The organism is Parabacteroides provencensis (genome assembly GCF_900232875.1).
Classification (GTDB): domain Bacteria; phylum Bacteroidota; class Bacteroidia; order Bacteroidales; family Tannerellaceae; genus Parabacteroides; species Parabacteroides chinchillae.
The window spans coordinates 941091-964764 of record NZ_LT960488.1; the positions used below are offsets into that span (position 1 = coordinate 941091).

Consider the following 23674-nt stretch of genomic DNA (forward strand, 5'->3'; position numbering starts at 1 on the left):
TATCACGAAAAACAGTCTTTCTTTCAGAGCTTCACTTTATACAAACGCTCGCCTAATGTGTAGGTCACCGTAGCACCTATAATCCTTCTATCCAGCACATTACCCTTCCACAAAGACCGTTCATAGAAGACCGCTGCATTTACCTGTCCGCCCAGTACCGGCATTCCCAAACCGGCACTTACACGGTAAGCATTTCCCGATTTTCCGCGAATCCGCATATACGGAGTAGAAAGATTTATTCCGGCTTTATAAGAGAAACGCCTCCATACGCTTTCGGACAGAAAGCCATTCGGAGAATAACAGACTCCGGCACGCAATTCGTGTGTATCCTTAAATTTCACCAAATTATCGTCCGACACCAGAGAACTATATTCCCGAAACGTATAATCGAGCGCATACGTCATCTTTTTATATTGCCATGCGCCGCCCAAACCGATAAACTGAGGAAGATATTGTTTTTGCTTCTTCTGCTTCTGTTCGGTTACAGCTTCGCCATTTGTAATGGTAATAGAGTTACTCATACTGATTCGCTGACGGTACCCGTAAACAGCACCCAGCGTCAGGGCACTTTCCTTCCCTATGGAACGATGATACTGAAGTCCGAAATCGGCCAGGAAAGCCTGTGCAAACGAGGTTTGGTCTATCGACATCGTACTCTGTTTTTCCGTCTGCGTAATATTGCCGAATAAATAGTTCAGGTTTACGCCAACCGACAAATTCCGCGTCAGCATAAAAGCCTGCGTAAGATGCGCTTTAGAAAGCCCTCCATCACCCTCAAAAGTACTCTGGTAATACGTATTGGCAGAACCTTCCAGCGGTTGCGAACTCTGGAAATAATACCCCACAAAACTATATGGAGTAACTCCTGCAGCCATATACCATCGCGGCATAATCCGTCCACCCAGCGAGAAGGCCGACATATTGCCCGATACGGCATGGTTAGAATTGCCGCCCGATTTATAAGATTCACTTTTCAGGAATACAGATGCTTCGGCCATCAAGGAACAACTATCCAGAGCGGTCAAACCCGCCGGATTATCACTGTTAATAAGAAAAGAACCACGCATGCCATACGCTACATTTCCCATACCCACATTCTGTCCGTACAATCCGGAGGCAATCTCGCCCACTCCAAACATAGAATATGGCGATGAAGTCATTACATTCTGGGCAACGGCCGAAGTTGCCATCATCAGGAAAACAAATGCAGTGCTTCGCTTAATAGCTTTCATAAATCTTATAGGTTAGTTGTAATACAATAGGAGAACGGCCATTCTGGTCGCTGAAAGTAAGATTTCGGAAAGTGCCAGTATAATCGTCGGAACTGAATACAAATTGCAGATTGTGTTTATACATGCCTATTGTACCCAGTTCTTCCTGCATAAAATCGCTTACATCGAAATAGTAATACGTATTCCCCTTATCCGCATCATTCCGTTCCAGCACACCGCTTTGCACCTCAGAGCCAAGATAGTCTTTTACTGCATCGGTCACCACATTATTCTCGTCCGCAATATAAAGATAGATACTGTCCGGCAGCGGATTAAAGTCGGAATAGGTTGACGGATCTGGATAGATCTTCAGCAAAGCCTGATCTATATGCACCTGCTCGCCATGCTGCATAATGTTATTCAGAAAAGGGAATTCCAGACGTGTGTACCAACCCAGTCCACAGAAAAGGAATCCCTTATCATCGAGTAACGACGAAGATATCTCTACTTGCTTAGACGGATAACCCTCCAGCAAAGTTCCTGTACGGTCATGGTCTATATGGTTAAACTGAGTGTCTGTATTAGGTTGTATAGACAGCGTCCTTTCCGTTCCTACCTCTCCTATAACATGATAATGCAGGTTCAGTAAAGCCGAAGAATCGGAGACATTGAACGAAAGGAGAGATTGGCTTTCCGTTTTCTCAGGAATAATAACGATCCCCTTGAAATAATCTTCAAAACGGTCGTCCGATACCAAATCGTCCCGATTATGCAGCCGGGTGAGCAAGTCTTGTCCGATAGCATCCGAAAGACGCACTTCCAACCGGTCGCCACTGCCCGGCTTTGGCTTGAAAGCAACGACAGCCAGCGGATCGGTATCATACTGCACCGAGGAGTTATTATACAGGTAATCGTTATCGTTCAGTACGATTTTCTCTGTCAGCTTATGAATACTGAATCGTTGTACCAGTGCGGTATCGCCTATAAAGTGGCCATTGTATGACAAAGACAGCATCAAAGAATCCAAGACTACAGACTCTGCTATATCCGTCTCATAGCTTGGATGCTTGTATGCAATAAAAGAAGAAGAAGAGACAGTTCCCCAAAACGGATGCGTATACTGTCCTATCAACGCAACCTCTTTGCCGGAAGTCTCCAAAGAGTCGATCAACACGGAAGTTATATTTACCGTGCAAGTATCTATTACCACATTCCTGAAAGAAGATTCTACCAATCCGCTCCCAAATGTATTTGCATCATCATAGCATGACGAGACTCCCAGCAGAAAGAGCAAAGGGATAAAAAACAGCGATTGTCTATACATAGAATTATACTTATTAATTTGCCTTCGGATTATTGTACCTGATTTTTCTGCAAAGGACATGTTAATGCATCTCCCAAACAAGAATAATCGACGAACATGCTCTATTATTCTGTCAAATGGTTTATCTCCTTTCCTTGCCCGTTCACCGAACGGATATGGCTATTGGTCGATTTTAGTTGTATAACCCGCAAAAGCCTCGTTCATTTGCGTCTGTAAAAGAAATCGTAACATGTTTATAGAATGACACACAAAAGATTATTCACACTCTTACTCATTATGCTGCCAGCCATTTTTACGGCTTGCTCAAGCGACGATGATGATGATTTAATAGGTAAATGGTATCGTGTCTCCGACTTTGACGGATTAGCACGCAGCGATGCCTCGTCTTTTACTATAGGTAATAAAGGCTATCTGGTTTGCGGGTGGACGGGAAAGAAATGTCTCTCCGACTTATGGGCCTACGATATGGAAACAGATAGTTGGACACAAAAAGCCAGCTTTCCCGGAACTGCCCGCTACCTCGCCACAGCTTTTAATATTGGCAACAAAGGTTACCTGGGAACCGGTTTCGACAACGAAAGCTACTACAACGACTTCTGGGAATATGATTCTACAAACAATACGTGGGAACAGAAAGCTCCTTTTCCCGGATCGGCCCGCCGTGGAGCCATAAGTTTTGGTTTAGGCGGTAAAGGATATATTGGTAGCGGCTTTGACGGCAACTACCTGAAAGACTTCTACAGCTTCAATCCCTTGTCTAACAGTTGGGAGCAGATAATCAGTATCGGAGGAAGCAAGCGTACCGGCGCAACCTGCTTCGTTATTAATGATGAAGCCTATGTTTGCTGTGGGCAAAATAATGGAGACTATGTAAAAGATTTCTGGAAGTTCAATCCATCCAGCGGTACATGGTCGCAGTTACGCGACATTGCCGACACCTCGGATGATGATTATGATGACGACTATAACATTGTACGCACCAACGGAGTTTCTTTCGTAATAGATGGCTCTGCCTATATAAGCTGTGGAGAAAGCGGAAGTTTACGTAGCGACACGTGGAAATATAATCCTCAGACCGACTTGTGGGAAAACGTTGCCAAGTTTAAAGGAACACCCCGGACAGCAACAGCTTCTTTCTCGTCAGGTGAACGGGGATTCATAGTATCGGGCAAAAGCAGCACTCTTCAATTTGATGATATTTGGGAACTTCACCCTTATGAATATGATGATGAAGATTATTAGAAGTAGGAAAACACGGCTGCTTACAGCCTGTATGTTGCTTTTGCCGATACTGTTCACTCTTTATTATTTCCGTTCCGGAGAAATGGGGTCTCCGGACAAACGGCAACTGGAGTTGCAAACTTTTCAATTGAGGGATGGATGGGGTTACCGGATTATGATGAACCGGAAGATGTTGATATACCAACCCACCATCCCTGCAATTGATACATTGATGCCTTTTCCCGATCAGGCCAGCGCACACGCAATCGGTTCGATTGTTTTAGAAAGGCTTAATGCCAACCGGGACTTTTCAATTACAAAAGGAGATATAAAAGCGCTCTCTCATAAACATTAATATAGGTAAAACACACTCATGAAAAAGGCCGACTAGTGATAGCCGGCCTTTTCTTTAACAATAGTTATCGTAATTACAAAATCAGCAGTTCTTGCACTTCTTATATGTTTTATATCCATAGGTGGCAAGGCTGCCCAATTCTTCTTCAATGCGAAGCAACTGATTATACTTAGCCATACGGTCAGAACGGCTTAAAGAACCGGTCTTAATCTGTCCGGCATTGGTAGCTACTGAAATATCAGCAATTGTAGCATCTTCCGTTTCACCTGAACGATGAGATGTAACAGATGTATAACCATTACGGTGAGCCATCTCGATAGCATCCAGCGTTTCAGTCAGAGTACCAATCTGGTTTACTTTAATCAAGATGGAATTAGCACAACCATTTTCAATACCTTTCTTCAGGAATTCCACATTCGTAACAAACAGATCGTCTCCTACCAACTGGCATCTTGAGCCCAGTGTAGAAGTAAGCATCTGCCAACCGTTCCAGTCATTTTCATCCATACCATCTTCAATAGAATCAATCGGGTATTTGCTCACTAATTCAGCAAGGTAAGTAACCTGCTGCTGAGCGGTACGCTTTGCACCTTTAGTTCCTTCAAATTTAGTATAGTCGTAAACACCGTCATGATAAAATTCAGACGATGCACAGTCCATTGCAATAGTGACATCCTTGCCCGGTTCATAACCTGCAGCTTTGATAGCAGCCATAATAGAATTTAAGGCGTCTTCCGTTCCTTCCAATGCGGGAGCAAAACCACCTTCATCACCTACGGCAGTACTTAATCCACGATCATGCAGCACTTTCTTCAGAGCGTGAAAGACTTCAGCCCCCATACGCAAGCCTTCGCGGAAACTGCTTGCACCTACCGGGCGTATCATAAATTCCTGGAAAGCGATAGGAGCATCAGAATGTGAACCTCCATTAATGATATTCATCATCGGAACAGGCATCACATAAGCATTTGTACCCCCTATATATCGATAAAGCGGTAAATCCAGATAATTTGCAGCAGCTTTAGCTACAGCAAGCGAAACACCAAGCATTGCATTAGCACCCAAATTGGATTTGGTTTTCGTGCCATCAAGCTCTAACAATTTCTTATCTATTTCTCTTTGGTTTAAAGCGCTCATGCCGAGAATAGCAGGAGCAATCACTTTGTTTACGTTCTCTACGGCACGCAATACACCTTTGCCACCATAACGTTTTTTATCACCATCACGCAATTCAATCGCCTCGTTTTCACCCGTAGAAGCGCCGGAAGGAACAGCCGCACGGCCAAAAGCGCCGGAAGCCAAATGTACATCTACCTCTACAGTTGGGTTACCACGGGAATCCAAAATCTCTCTACCTACTACTTTTACAATTTCCATATTTACTAATTATTAATAGTTCTATTTTTCATGTCCTGTATAAATATAACAAAAGGAAGGTGCAGATTGTTGGCAAATCCTCATCGAGTTTCTTTATCTTTTAATAGATATACGTTTATTGATCTGTTAGAAGATATTAAAAATAAAAAGATTGAGCCACCGAATCATTCTATTTACTACATTTACCAAAACAATTTAACAGATGGAATTGTTTAATAAATAAAATTGCGTACCATGATGAAGAAATTACTCGCCATAGTAAGCCTGCTTTGTCTGTACCTGTTAAGTGGAGGAATATTGCAGAACAAGGTATCCGATATATCTTCGGAAGAAATGCAATGCGCAATAAACACTTCCAATGACATTTATTCCCTAACCCCTGTTGATTATACATCAATATCTACAACAAATACCAGTATTCTCATTACCCTACGTAACAGCCAGAATTCAAATGACGGTAATGAGCGTTTTGTCAAGATGGCAAGCAGATTACTTGAGCTATGCCTGTTAAAAGAAAGCAATACACTTCAACATATTTCCGAAAATGTAACCGCTTCCCATCTTTTAAACTACCATTCGCTTCGTTATCGTGCAGGTTATTTGGTGTACGCTTTACGAAAACTCCTTATTTGATTGAAAATAAATAGAATGAACCCTTACCGTACATCACGGAGAGAAGGGATAGGACTATGTATGCCTTTGGCACACATAACGCTTTCATCTATTTAATAATCAATCAAATAAACATCATCATGGATACAAATAATAAATTAATAAAAAAAACCGCCAACGGAGTTTCGGCAAGTATCGTCATATTATCCTGTTTAATCATAGCCATCTGCTTTTATAAATTTGTATTAGGTAATCCGGCTAACTTCATGGACAATAACCCGGCCAACCATCCATTGCCGGGCAACTATTTCGGAACAATCTATAAAGGCGGATTTGTTGTTCCTATAGTTATTACCTTATTCCTTACTGTCCTTACGTTAAGTGTCGAACGACTCTTTGCTATAAGTAAATCCAAAGGGAAAGGTAACCTGTTTGGTTTCGTCCAGACTATAAAAAAGCAATTGGAAGCAGGCAATATCGAAGAAGCACGCCTACTGTGTAATGCTCAAAAAGGTTCTATAGCCAATGTTGTAAATGCAGCCCTACTTCGTTATGCAGACGTAGAGAAAAATCCGGAACAAACCAAAGAGCAAAAAATGGTAATTATACAAAAGGAGATAGAAGAAAGTACAGCATTGGAACTACCCTCCATGGAGCAGAATTTACCGGTAATTGCAACGATTTCTACTTTAGGTACGCTATTCGGACTACTCGGAACAGTTCTGGGAATGATACGGTCTTTTGCCGCATTAGCAAACGCAGGAGCACCTGACTCAGTAGCATTATCCACCGGTATTTCCGAAGCTCTGGTCAATACGGCACTTGGTATAGCTACTGGTGCATTGGCTATCATCTCATACAACTACTTCACCAGCAAAATCGACAATATCACTTATGCTATAGATGAAATAGGTTTTTCTATCGTACAAACATTCGCCGCCAAACATTAACGTACTATGGCTAAGCTACAAATAAAACGAAAAAGCACGTTTATCGACATGACGGCGATGAGCGATGTCACTGTTCTGCTGCTTACCTTTTTTATGCTTACGTCTACTTTTATCAAGAAGGAACCGGTAATGGTCTCGACACCGGGATCTGTATCTGAAATTAAAATACCGGAAACAAATATCCTCTCTATCCTGGTAGATCCGGACGGTAAAGTATTCATGAGCCTGGATAAGCAAGAAGATAAAGCCAACGTGTTGAAATTACTGGGAGAAGATTACGGAATCAGGTTCACAGATAAAGAGATGTACAGTTTCAGTTTGCTGCCGTCTTTCGGCGTTCCTGTGGAAACAATGCAACAATTCCTGAATCTGGCTCCTGACGATCAAGACAGGGTATTAAAAGACTACGGCATTCCTACAGATAGTATCAATAACCAGTTTAAACAATGGGTACGGCACGCCCGCGAAGTCAATCCCGACCTGGTTATTGCTATTAAAGCCGACCAGAATACCCCATATCCTAAAATTAAAAATATTATGAACACATTGCAAGACCTGCGCGAGAACCGTTATAATCTGATAACGACCCTCAAACAGATACCCGACAATGCTTAATTCATTCAGGTTATGGCAGAAGTAAATACAGATAAAGGAAAAAACGAAAATAAAAAAGGGAAACAGAAAAAGATTAATGTCCGCGTAGACTTCACTCCGATGGTGGACATGAATATGTTGCTCATCACCTTTTTTATGCTTTGTACATCGCTAAGCAAACCGCAGACGATGGAGATCAGCATGCCATCCAAAGATAAAGTAACGGAAGCCGAACAAACCAAGGTTAAGGCCTCTAAAGCTATTACATTGATTCTGGGAGAAGATGATCTGGTTTATTACTATTTCGGCGAACCGGATTACAAGCATGCGGAATCATTACAGAAAACAGATTATTCGCCCGTTGGATTGCGCGATCTATTACTGGAACGTAATGCAGACATTATCCGAAAAATAAAAGAGCTCAAAGTAAAGAAGCTGAATAAAGAAGTTACAGAAGATGAATTTAAAAAACAAGCTGCCGAGATCAAAGGTTCCAAAGATTCTCCTGTTGTATTGATAAAAGCAACAGATGATGCGTCATACAAAAACCTGGTAGATGCGCTAGACGAAATGCAAATCTGTAACATTGGGAAATACGCAATTGTAGACATTACGGAAGGAGATAAATTCCTGGTAAACAATCTTAAAAGCGGAGGAGAGTTAAGCAAAAAACTTGCCCCTGACAAAAAGAGATAATACGTATGGACACATAAAACGATTCATTATGATCAAAAATATAAATTTAAACTCACCGGAATGGTGCGAATTTATCTTTGAAGGGAAGAATAAGGAGTTCGGAGCCTACGAGTTGCGAAAAAACTCCTCCCTCAGGCATATCCGGGCCTTGCTCATCATCGCTGCCGGAGCCTTGCTGTTAATGGTTCTTCCTGCCATTATAAAATCGGTGATTCCACAGAAAACCAGAGAACAGGTAGTGGAGGTTACAACACTTTCCAATCTGAATATGGAAACAAAAGTGCCGGAAGAAAACATTGTTCATCCGCAGGAAACACCTCCGCCTCCGGTTTTGAAAAGCACCATCAAATTTACACCTCCGGTCATTAAGGCCGATAAAGAAGTAAATGATAACGAAGAACTGAAAACACAACAAGAGCTAACCCAGTCAAAACTGTCTATCTCTGTTGCTGATGTACAAGGTTCCGACAGTAAAGATGCTATCGATATTGCAGATTTAAAAGACAATAAAGAAGTTATTGAAGAAGTATCAACACCGTATACTGTGGTAGAACAGATGCCGCAATATCCGGGAGGTAATACCGAATTACTAAAGTATATCAGTTCAAACCTGCATTTTCCGGTAGTAGCTGCCGAAAATGGTATTCAAGGAACAGTTGTCATTCGTTTTGTTGTAAGTGCAACGGGAAAAGTGAGCCAGGTAACTATACTGAGACCTCTTGACCCTTCATGCGACAAAGAGGCTTTACGGGTAATATCTTCAATGCCCGATTGGGTACCCGGCAAGCAAAACGGGAAAACAGTTCCCGTATATTATACAGTTCCCGTACGATTTAAACTGGAATAAGATATGAAGACGCAAAAATTAAACGGACGAATAATCTGGGGTATATTAATGATACTGATATACCTCGGCATGTCGTTCTTACTAATATTCACAAATCTGTTTAACGACACGATGTCATTTACCATGCGCATAGTGTGTGGTATCTTATTTTTCTGCTATGCCCTTTTCTGAAGTTACAGATTAATAAAGTACCGTAAATAGATTGGCAACCCCCAAAAACATAAAACAATGAAACAGGTCATAGTCTATTATATGTTATGTACTTTATTGCTGGTATCGTGCAGCAATAAAAGAAACGATGAAGCAGAGAATACGCCGACAAGCGGCACTGTAGAAATTGCGGCAGACGAATGCTTTTCTCCAATCATAGACGAAGAAATTGCCGTTTTTGAAAGCCTTTATAAAGAAGCTGGAATTATACCACATTATTCAGGGGAAACTGAAGCAATCAATCTCCTGTTAAACGACAGTGTATGGATGGCTATCACCTCTCGTCCGCTAACAGACCAGGAAACAAATTATATGAACAACAAGAAACTTTTTCCTCGCACAATAACAGTTGCCTATGATGCCATAGCACTAATTGTAAACCGTCAGAACCCGGACTCTTTGATAGGGTTACCTGTTCTGAAGGATATATTTACCGGGAAAATAAGTAATTGGAATGAAATAGGAACAGGAAATAAAACCGGGCATATTGAAGTCGTTTTTGACAATCCTAATTCAAGTACAGTAAGGTATGCCATAGATTCTATTTGTCAGGGAAAACAATTAAGCGGAAAACTACATGCAGCGAACAGCAACAAAACCGTCATTCGCTATGTGGCCGACCATCCGGGAGCATTAGGTATCATTGGCGTAAATTGGATAGGTAATCCTGCAGACAGCACCGGATTAAGCTTCAAAGAAGATATTACAGTCATGTCTGTCAGTCGTTACCGGAAGGCAACAAACGCCAATAGTTTCAAGCCTTATCAGGCATATATGGCATTGAACGACTATCCAATGACAAGACCTGTCTATATCATTTTATCGGAACCACGAAATGGATTGGCTTCAGGGTTTACTTCTTTCCTCACAAGTGATAAAGGGCAGCGTATCATTCTTAAATCCGGACTGCTTCCGGCAACTCAACCTGTACGAATGGTAAATGTTAGAGATGAATTATAAACATTTAATATCAAATAAAATGAAAAAGAAAAATATATGTATCATCGTTATCTGCCTGTTGACATCCGTAGCGTATGCCGATAATAAACAGGCAATCGAGTATTACAAGGCTGGGGTATCCACTGCTAAACAAATGTTTGAGAAAACCCTTAAAAGCGATAGTCCGCAAGAACAGGCTGAAGCTTACTATTATCTTGGAGAAATTGCTTACAACATGAAACGAAAGCAAGAGGCTCTGGCCGATTACCAAAAAGGCTGGGAATGCTCGCAAATATATCCATACAATAAAGTAGGTGAAGGGAAAATCCTTCTGTCTTCCGACAAAAACGCTGCAGAAAAAGCATTTGACACAGCTTTGAAGATAAATAAGAAGGATGCGGCTGTCTATGTGGCAATTGCTTCTTCATACCTGGTCAATAATATGAAACCGGATGCTGATAAGGCAATAGAAAATGTGATGAAATATAATGCAAAAGAACCCGGTATCTATCTATATGAAGGAGATATTTTATTTGCAAACAAAAAATTTGGTGATGCGGCAGGTAAGTATGAACAGGCCATTTATTTTGATCCGGAATGTATAGAAGCTTATCTGAAATACGCAGACGTATATCAATTTGTCAATCCTGCTTTATCAATCGGCATGCTGCAAAAATTAATTGAGAAACGGCCGGACAATCTATTGGCATATCGGAATCTGGGAAACATCTATGCATCTCAGGGTTCTTACACAAAAGCGATAGAAGCATATCAAAAATACATATCAGGTAATATCTATTCTGTTGACGACTTGATTCATTACGCTTCTGCCCTGTTCTTTAGTGGCAAATTTGCGGATGCTGGCAAAATTGTTGAGAAAAGCCTTGTCTCTGATCCTGATAATTTTCTGGCAAAACGTCTCAACATCTACAATAGTTATGAAACTAAGGCTTACGATAAAGGCCTTGAGCTTGCTCAATCTTTTTTTGCCATACCCAATGGAAAGTTTATCTGGCAAGATTACCTTTACTATGGCAAACTGCTAAAAGCATCTGGCCAATACGATAAGGCTTTAGAAGCCATGCAAAAAGCCATTGAGCAAAGCACTTCACACGTAGAAATTTATAAAGAGATTGCTGATATTTATAATAGCCTTGGCAATGCTCCACAAGCAATAGAACTATACACTGATTATATGATGGCTCCAAACGCAACAGTTGATGTGGCTGATTATTTCCAACTCGGCAGATATTATTACACTGCAGCAACAAATGACAGCATTAACCGAATGGCTTACATTCAAAAAGCCGATAGTTTGTTCAACATAGTTACTCAAAAGGCACCGGATAGTTATCTCGGTAACTTTTGGCAAGCTCGTACTAATTCTTTACGCGACCCTGAAACAGAACAAGGACTAGCGAAGCCATATTATGAATCCTGCCTCTTAAAGCTGGAAAAGAATAAACAAAAATATCCCGATGAGTTAATCGAATGTTACCGTTACTTAGGCTATTACTATTTCTTGCAAAAGGATGCAACTAATTCTAAACCTTACTGGAACAAAATTCTAGAATTGGATCCTACCAACACAGTAGCACAAGAAGCACTCAAAAATATAAAATAAAATATTAACGCTGCTTATTTGTAAAGGTCATAGAGTGCGGCGTTCCACAAATAGGGACTTTAAATAGAGCCACACTTTGTCACCTTCTGTCACCATCTCCGGGGCTTATTCCTAAATTGCAAAATGATCTAAATCTGGTTATATATTATTGTTTTACATATCATTACACCATTATCCCGAAATCATACTTGTGACGCTTCAGTGCTTCCGGCGAACACTTTTTTATTACTTTTGGCTTGACCCAAAAGTAACCAAAAGGTCAAGGCTATACGGTCTGGACTACTCCGGCAAAAGACTTCGCTGAACCAGCGGAACTCGCTTCGATCAGACAGCCGCTGGTTTCGTCGCTGCATCTTTTACCTGCGTTTAACAGCCCGGCCGCTGATGCCGCTAACAAGGGAGCAACGCTCCCTCTATGGATGACCGATAGAGCCTGCTCTTGACGAGCTTGTTTTCAATACATCTGTTTTCGGTTACCTTTCTTCGATATGGCTTTAGCCTGGTTTCAATTGCCGTCTGCTTCAGCTGACGGATTAAAGGAATATCTATCTGTATTGGCTTTAGCCAAATTTCTTATCGGAAAGCTCTTTTTGATTATCTCATTCTTATTGGGCTGAAGCCCTTGAAAGAAGAAGGCTCTACTATCCGTCGGTTAAAACCGACGGCAACTAAACTTAAGCTGAAGACATTGGGGAAAAGTGGTCGCGGAAGTGTTAAAATGAAATCCGTATTGATCGTTTTTATGAGTTTGAAAAACGCGGCAGTATGATGTAATATTATCTATAATAGCAGGTTGTATGATTGTGTGGAATGATCGAAGACAATTTTTCGGATTTTTGGGAAGCCCCGAATATGGTGACAGAAGGTGACAAAGTGAACCCTTAAATGACCTTTTCTTGAGACTCTGATTCTGTACTTTTTAGGTAAGCAACTAAATTGAATAAGATAGGCAACCTGTAAACAAAGAGTAAGCAACTAAAAAGAGCCGGTGAGAGTTTGAATTAAGGTGCTTACTCATAATCTAAGCGTAGTATTTTTACAAGTTATATCTGCCTAATTTACAAAAAAAAGAGACTATCTAACCTTTTATTGTTAGACAGTCCCTTTTCGTATTTTACTTCAAAAGAATGAATCTTCTTATTCTGCAGCTTTTTCTTCTGTTTCAGCTGTAGGAGCAGCCACTTCTGTTTCAACAGCAGCAGTTGACTTTTTACGAGAACGTCTTGTTTTAGGCGCTTTCTTAGCAGCAGAATCCTTCAACATGTTTTCGTTATAATCTACAAATTCAATGAAGCACATAGCCGCATTATCACCTAAACGATTACCTGTCTTGATAATTCTGGTGTAACCACCTGGGCGATCTCCGATCTTCTGTGCAATTTCTTTGAACAATTCCGTTACAGCATATTTATCCTGCAAAGTACTAAATACCATACGTCTTGAGTGAGTTGTATCCTCCTTAGACTTGGTAATAAGTGGTTCTACAAACTTACGAAGCGCTTTTGCTTTTGCTGTTGTCGTAAAGATTCTCTTATGCTTAATCAAAGAAGAAGCCATATTCGAAAGCATCGCGTCACGGTGAGTGTTTGTACGACCTAAATGATTTATTTTTTTATTATGTCTCATCGCTTTACTTACTCTTTATCTAATTTATATTTTGTGATATCCATACCGAATGAAAGGTTCAAGCTCTCAAGCAGTTCATCAAGTTCAGTGAGTGACTTCTTTCCAAAGTTACGGAACTTCAGTAAATCATTCTTATTGAATTTCACTAACTCACCTAATGTTTCAACATCTGCAGCTTTTAAGCAATTCAATGCACGAACAGAAAGATCCATATCTGCCAATTTGCTCTTCAACAACTGACGCATATGAAGTACTTCTTCATCGAATTCTTCATTACCATCAGTATCTACTGTCTCAATTGCAATCTTTTCATCTGAGAACAACATAAAATGATGAATCAGAATCTTAGCAGCTTCTTTCAATGCTTCTTTCGGATGAATAGAACCATCTGTGGCTATTTCAAGAACCAATTTTTCGTAGTCCGTCTTTTGCTCAACACGGAAGTTCTCAATTGAATACTTAACGTTACGGATAGGTGTATAAATAGAGTCGATTGCTATAACATGAATGTCGGCATTCGGATCTCTGTTTTCATCAGCCGGAACGTAGCCACGACCTTTATTGATCGTCAGTTCAATTTGAAAACTTGCGTTCGGATCTAAGTGGCAAATAACCAAATCCGGATTCAAAACTTCAAATCCTGTCAGTTGCTTACTTATATCACCAGCTTTGAACACTTCCGAACCCGAAACAGTAATACTTACTTTCTCACTCTCAATATCGTCTACGATATGCTTGAATCGAACTTGCTTCAGATTCAAGATAATGTTAGTTACATCCTCTATTACACCCGGTATCGTCGCAAATTCATGATCAACACCGTCGATTTTTATGGATGTAATAGCAAAACCTTCAAGTGACGATAGGAGAATGCGGCGCAAGGCATTACCAATAGTAATACCATAGCCGGGTTCCAACGGACGAAATTCAAACTTTCCGAAGAAATTGTCCGCTTCCAACATTAATACTTTATCGGGTTTTTGAAATGCTAATATCGCCATGGAATCAATTATTATTTAGAATACAATTCTACGATCAACTGCTCTTTAATGTTTTCAGGAATATCAGTTCTTTCAGGCAGATGCAGTAATTTTCCGCTTAAAGATGACTGATCCCACTCAATCCATGGGTATTTGCTGTGATTGAAACCAGATAAAGCATCAACTACAACTTCCATAGATTTAGATTTTTCTCTAACACCAATAACCTGACCGGCTTTAAGAGTATAAGAAGGGATATTTACAACCTTACCATCCACTGTTATGTGGCGGTGAGAAACTAACTGGCGTGCAGCAGCTCTTGTCGGTGCAATACCCAAACGATAAACAACATTATCCAAACGAGCTTCCAGTAATTGAAGTAACACTTCACCGGTAATACCCTTTGAACGAGAAGCCTTATCAAACAGGTTTCTAAATTGTTTTTCCAATACACCATAAGTGTATTTTGCTTTTTGTTTCTCACGAAGCTGAATGCCGTACTCAGAAGTTTTTCTTTTTCTCAAATTTCCGTGCTGTCCCGGAGGATAATTCTTCTTAGAAAGAACTTTATCCGGTCCGAATATAGCCTCACCAAATTTACGGGCAATTCTTGTTTTTGGTCCAGTATATCTTGCCATTTTTTTATTGTTTTAAATGTTCTGTGTGAATCTGGAACCGTGCAGCCGCGATTACAGAGAGGATAAGGTCAATATGCAATCTATTCACAATTCCGGATTCAATGTTCAAGAAACTAATTAATTATACTCTTCTCTTTTTAGGAGGACGACAACCATTGTGAGGAAGCGGAGTAACATCAACAATTTCAGTTACTTCAATACCTGCACCATGAATAGTTCTGATAGCAGACTCACGTCCGTTACCCGGTCCTTTCACGAATACTTTCACCTTTCTCAAACCAAGATCATAAGCTACTTTAGCACAATCTTGTGCTGCCATCTGAGCGGCATAAGGGGTATTCTTTTTAGAACTTCTGAATCCCATCTTACCTGCAGAAGACCAGCTGATAACCTGACCTTCGCTATTGGCAAGAGACACAATAATGTTATTAAAAGAAGAATGAATATGAGCTTGACCGTAAGCGTCAACTTTTACGTTTCTCTTCTTTGCTGCGACTGTTTTTTTTGCCATATTAACTCTTATTATTTAGTAGCTTTTTTCTTATTTGCAACAGTTTTCTTCTTACCCTTACGAGTACGAGCATTATTCTTTGTACTCTGTCCTCTCAAAGGCAAACCAATACGATGACGTACACCTCTGTAGCAACCTATATCCATTAAACGCTTAATGTTCAATTGAACTTCAGAACGAAGATCACCTTCCACCTTATATTCAGCGCCAATGATTTCACGTACTTTTGCAGCCTGATCATCTGTCCAGTCTTTAACTTTGATATCACGATCAATTTCTGCTTTTGTCAAAATTGAGTTTGCTGCACTACGACCAATACCATAGATATAAGTCAAGGCAATTTCTCCTCTTTTATTTTGTGGCAAGTCTACACCAACTATTCTTATAGCCATATTACTTACTAATATTTACTTTGCAAAAATAATAAATTATCCTTGACGTTGTTTATACTTAGGATTTTTCTTGTTAATTACGTACAAGCGTCCCTTCCTTCTTACTATTTTACATTCAGGAGTACGCTTTTTTAAAGATGCTCTTACTTTCATATCTTATTATTTTTTATTTATATCTAAAAGCAATTCTACCTTTCGATAGATCATACGGAGACATCTCAACTCTTACTTTATCTCCAGGAAGAATTTTGATATAATGCATACGCATCTTCCCCGAGATATGAGCAGTAATTTCATGTCCGTTCTCTAATTCTACACGAAACATTGCATTTGACAATGCTTCTACAATAACTCCATCTTGTTCAATTGCTGACTGTTTAGCCATATAAAATCAATTCAAATTAAATTGCGTTATTACCTAAAACTTCTTCTAAAAACTCAAATGAGGATAAAATCTGAGGTCCATCAGGACGAATTGCAATACAATGTTCAAAATGAGCAGAACACTTGCGATCCTTTGTCCGTACTGTCCAGCCATCTTTTTCAAAAACGACATTTTTGCTTCCCATATTGATCATAGGTTCAATGCAAATACACATTCCACTACGTAACAATGGGCCGCAACCCGGACGACCATAATTAGGAACTTCAGGTTCTTCATGCATCTTACGTCCACAACCATGACCTACAAGCTCTCTGACAACAGAGTAACCCTTCGACTCACAATAAGATTGTACCGCATGGCTTATATCACCTAAACGCCGACCTTCAATAGCATGTTGAATACCTAAATACAGTGATTCTTTAGTTGCTTTCAACAGAGCTTTTACCTCGGGAGCAACTTCTCCTACACAAAAAGTATATGCAGAATCACCAACAAACCCGTTCAAAAAAGTTCCACAATCTACAGAAATCACATCACCTTCTTTTAAAATTGCTTTTGCAGAAGGGATTCCATGCACCACCTGTTCGTTTACAGAAGCACATATAGAAGCAGGAAATCCTCCATATCCTAAAAATGCCGGAACTGCACCATTATCTCTAATGAACTCTTCAGCAACTTTATCAAGATGAAGCGTACTTACACCAGGAGCTATATGTTTGGCCAATTCGCCAAGCGTCTTACCCACCAGTTGATTTGCAGCACGCATCAACTCTATCTCTTCATCTGTTTTTAAATAGATCATTCTATTAATACGCGGCTACAGAGCCTGAACGTCCTTTAATTCTTCCTGATTTCAACAAACCGTCGTAATGACGCATCAACAAATGACTTTCTACTTGTTGTAATGTATCTAACACTACACCAACCAAAATTAACAAAGATGTACCACCAAAGAATTGGGAGAACGCCATACTTACACCGGCAATTCTGGCAAAAGCTGGCATAATAGCCACTAATGCTAAGAAAAATGCGCCTGGTAAAGTAATACGATCCATTATAGTATCCAAATAATCTTTGGTATGTTTGCCAGGCTTAACACCCGGAATAAATCCATTGTTTCTCTTCAAGTCATCAGACATCTGAGTCGGATTGATTGTAATTGCCGTATAGAAATAAGTAAACAAGATAATTAGTACTGCAAATACAAAATTGTACCAAAATCCTGAATTATCCATAAAGGCAGCCCAAAAACCACTACTTTCGCCAGTATGAGAAAAACCAACGATTGAAATAGGAATAAACATAATTGCCTGAGCAAAAATGATAGGCATAACATTAGCAGCATTAACCTTTAGAGGGATATACTGTCTTGCACCGCCATACTGTTTATTTCCAATTATTCTTTTTGCATATTGAACCGGAACTTTACGAGTACCTTGTACTAACAAAATAGCTCCAGCAATAACAAGTAATAAGAACAACATTTCAAACAAGAACATAACCAAACCACCTGTTTTTTCACTTGTTCTTGAAATAAATTCCTGGAACAAAGAATGTGGTAGACGAGCTATAATACCAACCAAGATGATAAATGAAATACCATTTCCAACACCTTTATCCGTAATTCTTTCACCTAGCCATAAGATAAACATACTGCCTGCAGCTAAAATAACCGTAGAAGAAAGTGTAAACCAGATACCCGGAGGCAAAGCTGCACCTGCAGCTCTTAATTGCACACTTAAATTCACAAGATACGTAGGACCTTGGAATAATAAAATAGCAACTGTCAAATAACGAGTCCACTGATTAATTTTTCTACGACCACTCTCACCTTCTCTCTGTAATTTCTGGAAAGAAGGAACTGCAATAGCTAACAACTGCATAACAATTGATGCGGAAATATACGGCATAATTCCCAATGCAAAGATAGATGCATTAGAAAAAGCACCTCCTGAAAACATATCCAACAGTGCAAGCAATCCACCCTGTGTCTGCTCTTGTAAAGCAGTCAATGCTTTAGGATCAATACCGGGAAGCACCACATATGTTCCGAAGCGATATATAGCTACTAATAAAAGAGTGGTGAGGATCCGATTTCTCAGATCCTCAATCTTCCAGATATTTTTTATTGTTTCAACTGCTCTCATGACTTAGAGTTTAACAACAGTTCCACCTGCGGCTTGAATAGCAGCTTCAGCATTCTTAGAAAAAGCATGAGCTTCAACTTCCAATTTTGCAGTTAAGCTTCCATTACCAAGAATTTTAACTAATTGAGATGTAGAAATAAAACCAGCTTCGATCAATTCATTAACACCAATCTTAGTCAACTGCTGAGTTTCAGCCATCTGTTGCAGTGTTGAAATATTGATAGCTTTATATTCTACACGATTAATATTCTTGAAACCGAATTTAGGCAAACGTCTTTGAATAGGCATCTGACCTCCTTCAAAACCGATCTTCTTTTTATAACCAGATCTAGACTTTGCTCCTTTATGACCTCTTGTAGAAGTTCCTCCTAATCCTGAACCCGGACCACGGCCGATTCTTTTTCTGGTCTTAGTAGATCCTTCAGCAGGTTTTAAATTTGATAAATTCATATCGTATAATTTATTTTTTCAATCAATTATTACTTTTCTACTGAAACCAAGTGTTTCACTTTTTCAACCATACCCAGAATAGATGGAGTAGCTTCATGTTCTACTACCTGATTCATCTTTCTTAAACCAAGAGCATCTAGTGTTCTCTTTTGGTCTTTAGGGCATTTAATTCTACTCTTTGTCTGTTTAACTTTAATAGTTGCCATAACTTGTATCCTCCCTAATTAACCTCTAAACACTTTTTCTACTGAAATACCTCTGTTCTGTGCAACAGCCAACGGACTTCTCAACTCATTCAAGGCAGCAATTGTTGCTTTCACCAAGTTATGAGGATTTGAAGAACCTTTAGACTTTGCTAAAACGTCAGTTATACCTACACTCTCCAATACAGCACGCATAGCACCACCAGCTTTAACTCCAGTACCATGTGAAGCTGGCTTGATAAGAACCTGAGCACCACCAAACTTTGCTAATTGTTCATGAGGTATGGTACCTTTATGAACCGGAACCTTAATCAAGTTCTTTTTAGCAGCTTCAACACCTTTAGCGATAGCTGTTGTTACTTCACCGGCCTTACCTAAGCCCCAACCAACAATACCGTCTTCGTTTCCTACTACAACAATAGCAGCAAAACTAAAGGTACGTCCACCTTTGGTAACTTTAGTTACACGGTTGATTGCAACCAATCTGTCCTTCAACTCTAAGTCGTTGGTTGATTTAACTCTATTATTAACTCCTGCCATCTTCATTAAAATTTAAGGCCGCCGTTACGTGCAGCATCTGCTAATTCTTTAATTCTCCCATGATACAGGTAACCGTTACGGTCAAAAACGACAGTCTGAACACCAGCTTCCAAAGCACTCTTTGCTATCATTTCACCAACTTTTGCTGCCACTTCTTTTTTCGGAGCCTTTAAATCCATTTTCAAAGATGAAGCTGCCACAATTGTTTTACCTGTAGTATCATCTATAACCTGTGCGTAGATTTGCTTATTGCTTCTAAACACAGTCAAGCGTGGACGTTCAGTAGTACCTGAAATCTTACCGCGTACGCCTTTTTTTATCTTTAGTCTTCTTTCTTCCTTCGTTGTCATGATAATTTCAGTTTACGTAGATTACTTACCTGCTGACTTACCAGACTTTCTGCGAATTTCTTCACCCACGAATTTAATACCCTTACCTTTATAAGGTTCTGGCATTCTGAATGAGCGAATCTTAGCACAAATCTGACCTATCAATTGTTTGTCAGCTGATTCAAGGATAATAAGAGGGTTCTTATTTCTCTCTGATTTAGTCTCAACTTTTACTTCTTTCGGCAACAACAAATAAATATTATGTGTATAACCTAAAGAAAGGTCCAGTAACTGACCTGTATTTGCAACACGATAACCAACACCGACTAATTCAAGTTCTTTCTTGTAACCTTCTGATACACCAACAACCATATTGTGAACTAAAGAACGGTATAAACCGTGAAGTGCACGATGGTTTTTCTCATCTGTCGGTCGGGTTAAGTGGATTACACCATCTTCCAAAGAAACTTTAATATCAGGATTTACTTCCTGTACAAGTTCTCCCTTTGGACCTTTTACTGTTACTACATTACCCTTGATTGTAACCGTAACACCGGCTGGTACCTGAATTGGTAATTTTCCTATTCTTGACATTCTTCTTTCCTCCTAATTAATAAACATAACATAATACTTCACCGCCGATCTTTAAATCGCGGGCTTCTTTGTCTGTCATCACACCTTTAGAAGTAGAAAGAACAGCAATACCTAGACCATTCAATACTCTCGGCATTTCTTTGTAACCAGTGTACTTACGCAAACCTGGAGTAGAAACTCTCTCAAGTTTCTTGATTGCATTTACTTTGTTTACGAGGTCATACTTCAAGGCAATTTTAATTGTTCCTTGAGGACCATCTTCTACAAACTTAAAATTAAGAATGTAACCCTTGTCGAAAAGGATCTTAGTGATCTCTTTCTTTAAATTTGACGCCGGCACTTCAACAACTCTGTGCTTCGCTTTAATTGCATTACGCAATCTTGTCAAATAATCTGCTATAGGATCTGTCATATATAAAATAATTAAATTGATCCGGCCACCCGGACAATATTTAAACTAAAAAACTCTTACCAACTTGCTTTCTTTACCCCCGGGATTAAACCATGAGATGCCATTTCACGCAGTTGAATACGAGAAATTCCGAACTGGCGTACATAACCTTTCGGACGACCTGTAATTTTGCAACGATTGTGCAAACGTACAGGAGAAGCATTCTTTGGTAAAGCCTGTAAAGCTTCATAGTCTCCAGCTGCTTTCAATTCTGCTCTTTTAGCAGCATATTTAGCTACAAGCTTTGCTCTTTTCACCTCGCGGGCTTTCATTGATTCCTTTGCCATAACTACTTAGTCTTTTTTTGCATTTTTAAAAGGCAATCCAAATTCTCTCAAGAGAGCATAACCTTCTTCGTCTGTTTTCGCAGAGGTCACAAAGGTAATATTCATTCCCAATATTTTAGTAATATTGTCAATATTTATTTCAGGGAAAATGATTTGTTCTTCAATTCCGAGAGTATAATTGCCTCTTCCGTCCAATTTACTTTCAATCCCCTTAAAGTCACGAATACGTGGAAGAGCCACGCGAACGAGTCTTTCCAAGAATTCATACATCTGCTCACGACGTAATGTCACCATTACACCAATTGGCATTTTCTTACGCAACTTAAAGTTTGAGATATCCTTCTTAGAAACCGTTGCTACGGCTTTCTGACCAGTAATAGCACTCAATTCGCTAATTGCGATGTCAATGATTTTTTTATCAGCAGCAGCGAGACCTAAGCCCTGATTAATAACTATTTTCTTTAATACAGGAACCTGCATCACTGTTTTGTATCCAAACTCTTTTGTCAAAGCAGGAACAATTCTGTCCTGATATTCTTTCTTAAGACTGGCAGTATTGCTCATTACTTAATTTCCTCCCCTGATTTTTTTGAATAACGCACTAAAGCACCTTCAGCATTCAACTTACGACCAATACGAGTTGGCTTACCTGACTTAGGGTCAACTACATTAAGGTTAGAAATATGAACAGGAGCTTCTTTCTTTTCGATTCCTCCCTGAGGATTCTTTGCATTAGGCTTGGTATGCTTTGATACCATATTAATACCTTCAACAATTGCACGATTGTCCTTTACAAGCACTTGTAAAACACGTCCTGTTTTACCTTTGTCCTCGCCGGTATTAACAAATACTATATCGCCTTTTTTGATATGTAATTTACTCATTACTTTAAACTTTACAATATTAAAGCACTTCAGGTGCAAGTGATACAATTTTCATGTTAGTTGCACGAAGTTCTCTGGCAACCGGACCAAAAATACGGCTTCCACGGATATCCCCACCGGCATTCAGCAATACACATGCATTATCATCAAAACGGATGTAAGATCCATCCGGACGGCGGATTTCTTTTTTAGTGCGAACAATAATAGCTTTAGAAACAGCACCCTTCTTAACATCAGAAGCAGGTATTACGCTCTTAATTGCTACTACAATCACATCACCTACAGTGGCATAACGCTTTCTTGTTCCACCTAAAACGCGGATACATAAAGCTTCTTTTGCACCACTATTGTCAGCTACTACTAATCTAGATTCTTGTTGTATCATGTTACTTAGCCCTTTCGATTATTTGAACTAATCTCCATCTTTTTGTTTTGCTCAAAGGACGAGTTTCCATAATTTTTACGGTATCGCCAATGTTGCATTCATTCTTTTCGTCGTGAGCATGATATTTCTTCGTTTTGTTAACGAACTTACCATAAATGGGGTGTTTTTCCTTCCATTTAATAGCAACAGTGATACTCTTATCCATTTTGTTGCTAGTAACCACGCCCGTTCTTTCTTTTCTTAAATTTCTAGTTTCCATCAGGCTCAATTATTTGTTGTTAAGTTCTCTCTGGCGCAATTCTGTTTTCATGCGCGCAATCATCCTGCGTTGCTGTTTAATCTGAGCAGGGTTATCCATAGGAGAAATGCTATGGTTAATTACCTTTTGATCATAGGCTGCAACCTCGGCATCTACTCTTTCAAGCAATTCTTTTGTGCTTAATTCTCTAATTTCTGCAATCTTCATAACAATTACGCATTTTGATTTTGCATGTCATAATCACGTCTCACAACAAACTTCGTTGTCACCGGAAGCTTTTGTGCAGCTAAGCGCAAAGCTTCTTTAGCGATATCAAAAGGAACACCTTCGATCTCGAAAATCAAACGACCTGGAGTAACAGGCGCAACGAACCCTTCAGGATTACCTTTACCTTTACCCATACGTACTTCGGCAGGCTTCTTAGTGATCGGTTTATCCGGGAAGATACGAACCCAAACCTGACCCTGACGTTGCATATAACGAGTTACAGCAATACGGGCAGCTTCGATCTGACGACCGGTAATCCATTTATTTTCTAATGACTTTATACCAAAAGAACCAAAAGCCAACTGATTACCGCGCTGAGCTTCGCCCTTCATGCGGCCTTTCTGCTGTCTTCTGAACTTTGTCTTTTTCGGTTGTAACATCTCTAT

The 23674-nt window shown here is 39.7% G+C and carries 34 protein-coding genes; 9 read left to right on the plus strand and 25 right to left on the minus strand.

Translation table 11 applies throughout. From position 1 onward, the window contains the following. Positions 1 to 23: 23 nt before the first annotated feature. Both CTY47_RS04135 and CTY47_RS04140 read right to left on the minus strand, forming a co-directional pair. Entirely contained in the window at positions 24 to 1232 is a 1209-nt protein-coding gene (locus CTY47_RS04135; RefSeq protein ID WP_099463544.1) for a PorV/PorQ family protein, read from the minus strand. Next, entirely contained in the window at positions 1219 to 2535 is a 1317-nt protein-coding gene (locus CTY47_RS04140; protein ID WP_099464069.1) for a DUF4270 family protein, read from the minus strand. The genes CTY47_RS04135 and CTY47_RS04140 overlap by 14 nt, the downstream gene beginning before the upstream one ends. A gap of 240 nt (positions 2536 to 2775) precedes the next feature. Here CTY47_RS04140 and CTY47_RS04145 point away from each other — a divergent pair, with 240 nt between their 5' ends. Next, the gene (locus CTY47_RS04145) at positions 2776 to 3777 is read left to right on the plus strand and encodes a Kelch repeat-containing protein (protein WP_099463545.1); all 1002 of its coding nucleotides are present in this window, start codon (positions 2776 to 2778) and stop codon (positions 3775 to 3777) included. Then, the gene (locus CTY47_RS04150; protein WP_233202084.1) at positions 3758 to 4111 is read left to right on the plus strand and encodes a DUF4907 domain-containing protein; all 354 of its coding nucleotides are present in this window, start codon (positions 3758 to 3760) and stop codon (positions 4109 to 4111) included. Before CTY47_RS04145 ends, CTY47_RS04150 begins: the two co-directional genes overlap by 20 nt. A gap of 81 nt (positions 4112 to 4192) precedes the next feature. Here CTY47_RS04150 and eno read toward each other — a convergent pair whose 3' ends face one another. Continuing rightward, complete coding sequence (eno, locus tag CTY47_RS04155; protein ID WP_099463547.1) at positions 4193 to 5488, minus strand: phosphopyruvate hydratase; 1296 nt, start codon at positions 5486 to 5488, stop codon at positions 4193 to 4195. A gap of 234 nt (positions 5489 to 5722) precedes the next feature. On the opposite strand from eno, the gene CTY47_RS04160 reads away from it, so the two are divergent. The 7 genes from CTY47_RS04160 to CTY47_RS04190 all read left to right on the plus strand — a co-directional run bounded on the left by CTY47_RS04160 (position 5723) and on the right by CTY47_RS04190 (position 11960). Continuing rightward, positions 5723 to 6121 carry a hypothetical protein gene (locus CTY47_RS04160; RefSeq protein WP_099463548.1) on the plus strand — a complete coding sequence of 133 codons (399 nt, stop codon included), beginning with the start codon at positions 5723 to 5725 and terminating at the stop codon, positions 6119 to 6121. Between the two features lie 119 nt (positions 6122 to 6240). Further along, positions 6241 to 7050 (plus strand): MotA/TolQ/ExbB proton channel family protein, encoded by an 810-nt coding sequence (locus tag CTY47_RS04165; RefSeq protein WP_099464070.1) that lies wholly within the window; start codon positions 6241 to 6243, stop codon positions 7048 to 7050. A 6-nt stretch (positions 7051 to 7056) separates the two neighbouring features. Then, complete coding sequence (locus CTY47_RS04170; RefSeq protein ID WP_099463549.1) at positions 7057 to 7665, plus strand: ExbD/TolR family protein; 609 nt, start codon at positions 7057 to 7059, stop codon at positions 7663 to 7665. Between the two features lie 12 nt (positions 7666 to 7677). Continuing rightward, a complete protein-coding gene (locus CTY47_RS04175; protein WP_099463550.1) occupies positions 7678 to 8340 on the plus strand; it encodes an ExbD/TolR family protein in 663 nt (220 codons plus the stop codon). A 31-nt stretch (positions 8341 to 8371) separates the two neighbouring features. Then, positions 8372 to 9187: an energy transducer TonB gene (locus CTY47_RS04180; RefSeq protein ID WP_199163401.1), complete on the plus strand. Its 816-nt coding sequence runs from the start codon at positions 8372 to 8374 to the stop codon at positions 9185 to 9187. A 228-nt stretch (positions 9188 to 9415) separates the two neighbouring features. Next, positions 9416 to 10357, plus strand: coding sequence for a PstS family phosphate ABC transporter substrate-binding protein (locus CTY47_RS04185; protein ID WP_099463552.1), 942 nt, complete (start codon positions 9416 to 9418; stop codon positions 10355 to 10357). A 19-nt stretch (positions 10358 to 10376) separates the two neighbouring features. Next, positions 10377 to 11960: a tetratricopeptide repeat protein gene (locus CTY47_RS04190; RefSeq protein ID WP_099464071.1), complete on the plus strand. Its 1584-nt coding sequence runs from the start codon at positions 10377 to 10379 to the stop codon at positions 11958 to 11960. Between the two features lie 1137 nt (positions 11961 to 13097). On the opposite strand, the gene rplQ is transcribed toward CTY47_RS04190, so the two are convergent. The 22 genes from rplQ to rplP all read right to left on the minus strand — a co-directional run bounded on the left by rplQ (position 13098) and on the right by rplP (position 23668). Further along, on the minus strand, positions 13098 to 13586 hold the full coding sequence (gene rplQ / locus CTY47_RS04195; protein WP_099463553.1) for a 50S ribosomal protein L17: 489 nt from the start codon (positions 13584 to 13586) through the stop codon (positions 13098 to 13100). An 8-nt stretch (positions 13587 to 13594) separates the two neighbouring features. Next, entirely contained in the window at positions 13595 to 14587 is a 993-nt protein-coding gene (locus CTY47_RS04200; RefSeq protein WP_099463554.1) for a DNA-directed RNA polymerase subunit alpha, read from the minus strand. An 11-nt stretch (positions 14588 to 14598) separates the two neighbouring features. After that, positions 14599 to 15204, minus strand: a complete 606-nt coding sequence (gene rpsD, locus CTY47_RS04205; RefSeq protein WP_099463555.1) for a 30S ribosomal protein S4 — start codon at positions 15202 to 15204, stop codon at positions 14599 to 14601. 121 nt (positions 15205 to 15325) lie between these two features. Beyond that, entirely contained in the window at positions 15326 to 15715 is a 390-nt protein-coding gene (rpsK, locus tag CTY47_RS04210; protein ID WP_005634781.1) for a 30S ribosomal protein S11, read from the minus strand. Between the two features lie 11 nt (positions 15716 to 15726). Next, positions 15727 to 16107 (minus strand): 30S ribosomal protein S13, encoded by a 381-nt coding sequence (gene rpsM / locus CTY47_RS04215; protein ID WP_099463556.1) that lies wholly within the window; start codon positions 16105 to 16107, stop codon positions 15727 to 15729. A gap of 36 nt (positions 16108 to 16143) precedes the next feature. Then, positions 16144 to 16260 carry a type B 50S ribosomal protein L36 gene (gene ykgO, locus CTY47_RS04220; RefSeq protein ID WP_005645768.1) on the minus strand — a complete coding sequence of 39 codons (117 nt, stop codon included), beginning with the start codon at positions 16258 to 16260 and terminating at the stop codon, positions 16144 to 16146. A gap of 13 nt (positions 16261 to 16273) precedes the next feature. Next, positions 16274 to 16492 (minus strand): translation initiation factor IF-1, encoded by a 219-nt coding sequence (gene infA, locus CTY47_RS04225; protein ID WP_005634776.1) that lies wholly within the window; start codon positions 16490 to 16492, stop codon positions 16274 to 16276. A 16-nt stretch (positions 16493 to 16508) separates the two neighbouring features. After that, on the minus strand, positions 16509 to 17294 hold the full coding sequence (gene map / locus CTY47_RS04230; RefSeq protein ID WP_099463557.1) for a type I methionyl aminopeptidase: 786 nt from the start codon (positions 17292 to 17294) through the stop codon (positions 16509 to 16511). A gap of 4 nt (positions 17295 to 17298) precedes the next feature. After that, complete coding sequence (gene secY, locus CTY47_RS04235) at positions 17299 to 18639, minus strand: preprotein translocase subunit SecY (RefSeq protein WP_099463558.1); 1341 nt, start codon at positions 18637 to 18639, stop codon at positions 17299 to 17301. Between the two features lie 3 nt (positions 18640 to 18642). After that, positions 18643 to 19089, minus strand: coding sequence for a 50S ribosomal protein L15 (rplO, locus tag CTY47_RS04240; protein ID WP_099463559.1), 447 nt, complete (start codon positions 19087 to 19089; stop codon positions 18643 to 18645). Positions 19090 to 19118: 29 nt separating this feature from the next. Next, positions 19119 to 19295: a 50S ribosomal protein L30 gene (rpmD, locus tag CTY47_RS04245; RefSeq protein WP_099463560.1), complete on the minus strand. Its 177-nt coding sequence runs from the start codon at positions 19293 to 19295 to the stop codon at positions 19119 to 19121. An 18-nt stretch (positions 19296 to 19313) separates the two neighbouring features. Continuing rightward, on the minus strand, positions 19314 to 19832 hold the full coding sequence (rpsE, locus tag CTY47_RS04250) for a 30S ribosomal protein S5 (protein ID WP_099464072.1): 519 nt from the start codon (positions 19830 to 19832) through the stop codon (positions 19314 to 19316). Between the two features lie 5 nt (positions 19833 to 19837). Beyond that, a complete protein-coding gene (rplR, locus tag CTY47_RS04255; RefSeq protein ID WP_099463561.1) occupies positions 19838 to 20182 on the minus strand; it encodes a 50S ribosomal protein L18 in 345 nt (114 codons plus the stop codon). A gap of 21 nt (positions 20183 to 20203) precedes the next feature. Beyond that, entirely contained in the window at positions 20204 to 20755 is a 552-nt protein-coding gene (gene rplF / locus CTY47_RS04260) for a 50S ribosomal protein L6 (protein ID WP_099463562.1), read from the minus strand. A 16-nt stretch (positions 20756 to 20771) separates the two neighbouring features. Further along, positions 20772 to 21167, minus strand: a complete 396-nt coding sequence (gene rpsH / locus CTY47_RS04265; RefSeq protein ID WP_005634758.1) for a 30S ribosomal protein S8 — start codon at positions 21165 to 21167, stop codon at positions 20772 to 20774. A 56-nt stretch (positions 21168 to 21223) separates the two neighbouring features. After that, positions 21224 to 21493 (minus strand): 30S ribosomal protein S14, encoded by a 270-nt coding sequence (rpsN, locus tag CTY47_RS04270; RefSeq protein WP_005634756.1) that lies wholly within the window; start codon positions 21491 to 21493, stop codon positions 21224 to 21226. 6 nt (positions 21494 to 21499) lie between these two features. Further along, positions 21500 to 22057, minus strand: coding sequence for a 50S ribosomal protein L5 (gene rplE / locus CTY47_RS04275; RefSeq protein ID WP_099463563.1), 558 nt, complete (start codon positions 22055 to 22057; stop codon positions 21500 to 21502). Next, on the minus strand, positions 22057 to 22377 hold the full coding sequence (gene rplX / locus CTY47_RS04280) for a 50S ribosomal protein L24 (protein WP_099463564.1): 321 nt from the start codon (positions 22375 to 22377) through the stop codon (positions 22057 to 22059). The genes rplE and rplX overlap by 1 nt, the downstream gene beginning before the upstream one ends. A 19-nt stretch (positions 22378 to 22396) precedes the next feature. Then, entirely contained in the window at positions 22397 to 22762 is a 366-nt protein-coding gene (gene rplN, locus CTY47_RS04285) for a 50S ribosomal protein L14 (RefSeq protein ID WP_005853982.1), read from the minus strand. Between the two features lies 1 nt (position 22763). Further along, on the minus strand, positions 22764 to 23021 hold the full coding sequence (gene rpsQ / locus CTY47_RS04290; RefSeq protein WP_009859539.1) for a 30S ribosomal protein S17: 258 nt from the start codon (positions 23019 to 23021) through the stop codon (positions 22764 to 22766). A 9-nt stretch (positions 23022 to 23030) separates the two neighbouring features. Beyond that, on the minus strand, positions 23031 to 23228 hold the full coding sequence (rpmC, locus tag CTY47_RS04295) for a 50S ribosomal protein L29 (RefSeq protein ID WP_099463565.1): 198 nt from the start codon (positions 23226 to 23228) through the stop codon (positions 23031 to 23033). A 5-nt stretch (positions 23229 to 23233) separates the two neighbouring features. Next, positions 23234 to 23668 (minus strand): 50S ribosomal protein L16, encoded by a 435-nt coding sequence (gene rplP, locus CTY47_RS04300; RefSeq protein WP_005853976.1) that lies wholly within the window; start codon positions 23666 to 23668, stop codon positions 23234 to 23236. Between the last annotated feature and the right edge of the window lie 6 nt (positions 23669 to 23674).

Bases quoted from the DNA above. Each gene is read 5' to 3' on its own strand.
- rplP (WP_005853976.1), bottom strand. From the start codon at position 23,668: ATGTTACAACCGAAAAAGACAAAGTTCAGAAGACAGCAGAAAGGCCGC.
- secY (WP_099463558.1), bottom strand. From the start codon at position 18,639: ATGAGAGCAGTTGAAACAATAAAAAATATCTGGAAGATTGAGGATCTG.
- rplX (WP_099463564.1), bottom strand. From the start codon at position 22,377: ATGAGTAAATTACATATCAAAAAAGGCGATATAGTATTTGTTAATACC.
- infA (WP_005634776.1), bottom strand. From the start codon at position 16,492: ATGGCTAAACAGTCAGCAATTGAACAAGATGGAGTTATTGTAGAAGCA.
- rpmC (WP_099463565.1), bottom strand. From the start codon at position 23,228: ATGAAGATTGCAGAAATTAGAGAATTAAGCACAAAAGAATTGCTTGAA.
- eno (WP_099463547.1), bottom strand. From the start codon at position 5,488: ATGGAAATTGTAAAAGTAGTAGGTAGAGAGATTTTGGATTCCCGTGGT.
- rpmD (WP_099463560.1), bottom strand. From the start codon at position 19,295: ATGGCAACTATTAAAGTTAAACAGACAAAGAGTAGAATTAAATGCCCT.
- CTY47_RS04185 (WP_099463552.1), top strand. From the start codon at position 9,416: ATGAAACAGGTCATAGTCTATTATATGTTATGTACTTTATTGCTGGTA.
- CTY47_RS04145 (WP_099463545.1), top strand. From the start codon at position 2,776: ATGACACACAAAAGATTATTCACACTCTTACTCATTATGCTGCCAGCC.
- CTY47_RS04160 (WP_099463548.1), top strand. From the start codon at position 5,723: ATGATGAAGAAATTACTCGCCATAGTAAGCCTGCTTTGTCTGTACCTG.
- CTY47_RS04165 (WP_099464070.1), top strand. From the start codon at position 6,241: ATGGATACAAATAATAAATTAATAAAAAAAACCGCCAACGGAGTTTCG.
- rpsE (WP_099464072.1), bottom strand. From the start codon at position 19,832: ATGGCAGGAGTTAATAATAGAGTTAAATCAACCAACGACTTAGAGTTG.
- CTY47_RS04175 (WP_099463550.1), top strand. From the start codon at position 7,678: ATGGCAGAAGTAAATACAGATAAAGGAAAAAACGAAAATAAAAAAGGG.
- CTY47_RS04200 (WP_099463554.1), bottom strand. From the start codon at position 14,587: ATGGCGATATTAGCATTTCAAAAACCCGATAAAGTATTAATGTTGGAA.
- rpsQ (WP_009859539.1), bottom strand. From the start codon at position 23,021: ATGGAAACTAGAAATTTAAGAAAAGAAAGAACGGGCGTGGTTACTAGC.
- rplQ (WP_099463553.1), bottom strand. From the start codon at position 13,586: ATGAGACATAATAAAAAAATAAATCATTTAGGTCGTACAAACACTCAC.
- rplN (WP_005853982.1), bottom strand. From the start codon at position 22,762: ATGATACAACAAGAATCTAGATTAGTAGTAGCTGACAATAGTGGTGCA.
- CTY47_RS04140 (WP_099464069.1), bottom strand. From the start codon at position 2,535: ATGTATAGACAATCGCTGTTTTTTATCCCTTTGCTCTTTCTGCTGGGA.
- CTY47_RS04135 (WP_099463544.1), bottom strand. From the start codon at position 1,232: ATGAAAGCTATTAAGCGAAGCACTGCATTTGTTTTCCTGATGATGGCA.
- rplO (WP_099463559.1), bottom strand. From the start codon at position 19,089: ATGAATTTATCAAATTTAAAACCTGCTGAAGGATCTACTAAGACCAGA.
- rpsK (WP_005634781.1), bottom strand. From the start codon at position 15,715: ATGGCAAAAAAAACAGTCGCAGCAAAGAAGAGAAACGTAAAAGTTGAC.
- CTY47_RS04190 (WP_099464071.1), top strand. From the start codon at position 10,377: ATGAAAAAGAAAAATATATGTATCATCGTTATCTGCCTGTTGACATCC.
- CTY47_RS04170 (WP_099463549.1), top strand. From the start codon at position 7,057: ATGGCTAAGCTACAAATAAAACGAAAAAGCACGTTTATCGACATGACG.
- rplF (WP_099463562.1), bottom strand. From the start codon at position 20,755: ATGTCAAGAATAGGAAAATTACCAATTCAGGTACCAGCCGGTGTTACG.
- CTY47_RS04150 (WP_233202084.1), top strand. From the start codon at position 3,758: ATGATGATGAAGATTATTAGAAGTAGGAAAACACGGCTGCTTACAGCC.
- rpsD (WP_099463555.1), bottom strand. From the start codon at position 15,204: ATGGCAAGATATACTGGACCAAAAACAAGAATTGCCCGTAAATTTGGT.
- rpsH (WP_005634758.1), bottom strand. From the start codon at position 21,167: ATGACAGATCCTATAGCAGATTATTTGACAAGATTGCGTAATGCAATT.
- ykgO (WP_005645768.1), bottom strand. From the start codon at position 16,260: ATGAAAGTAAGAGCATCTTTAAAAAAGCGTACTCCTGAATGTAAAATA.
- rplE (WP_099463563.1), bottom strand. From the start codon at position 22,057: ATGAGCAATACTGCCAGTCTTAAGAAAGAATATCAGGACAGAATTGTT.
- rpsN (WP_005634756.1), bottom strand. From the start codon at position 21,493: ATGGCAAAGGAATCAATGAAAGCCCGCGAGGTGAAAAGAGCAAAGCTT.
- rpsM (WP_099463556.1), bottom strand. From the start codon at position 16,107: ATGGCTATAAGAATAGTTGGTGTAGACTTGCCACAAAATAAAAGAGGA.
- rplR (WP_099463561.1), bottom strand. From the start codon at position 20,182: ATGACAACGAAGGAAGAAAGAAGACTAAAGATAAAAAAAGGCGTACGC.
- map (WP_099463557.1), bottom strand. From the start codon at position 17,294: ATGATCTATTTAAAAACAGATGAAGAGATAGAGTTGATGCGTGCTGCA.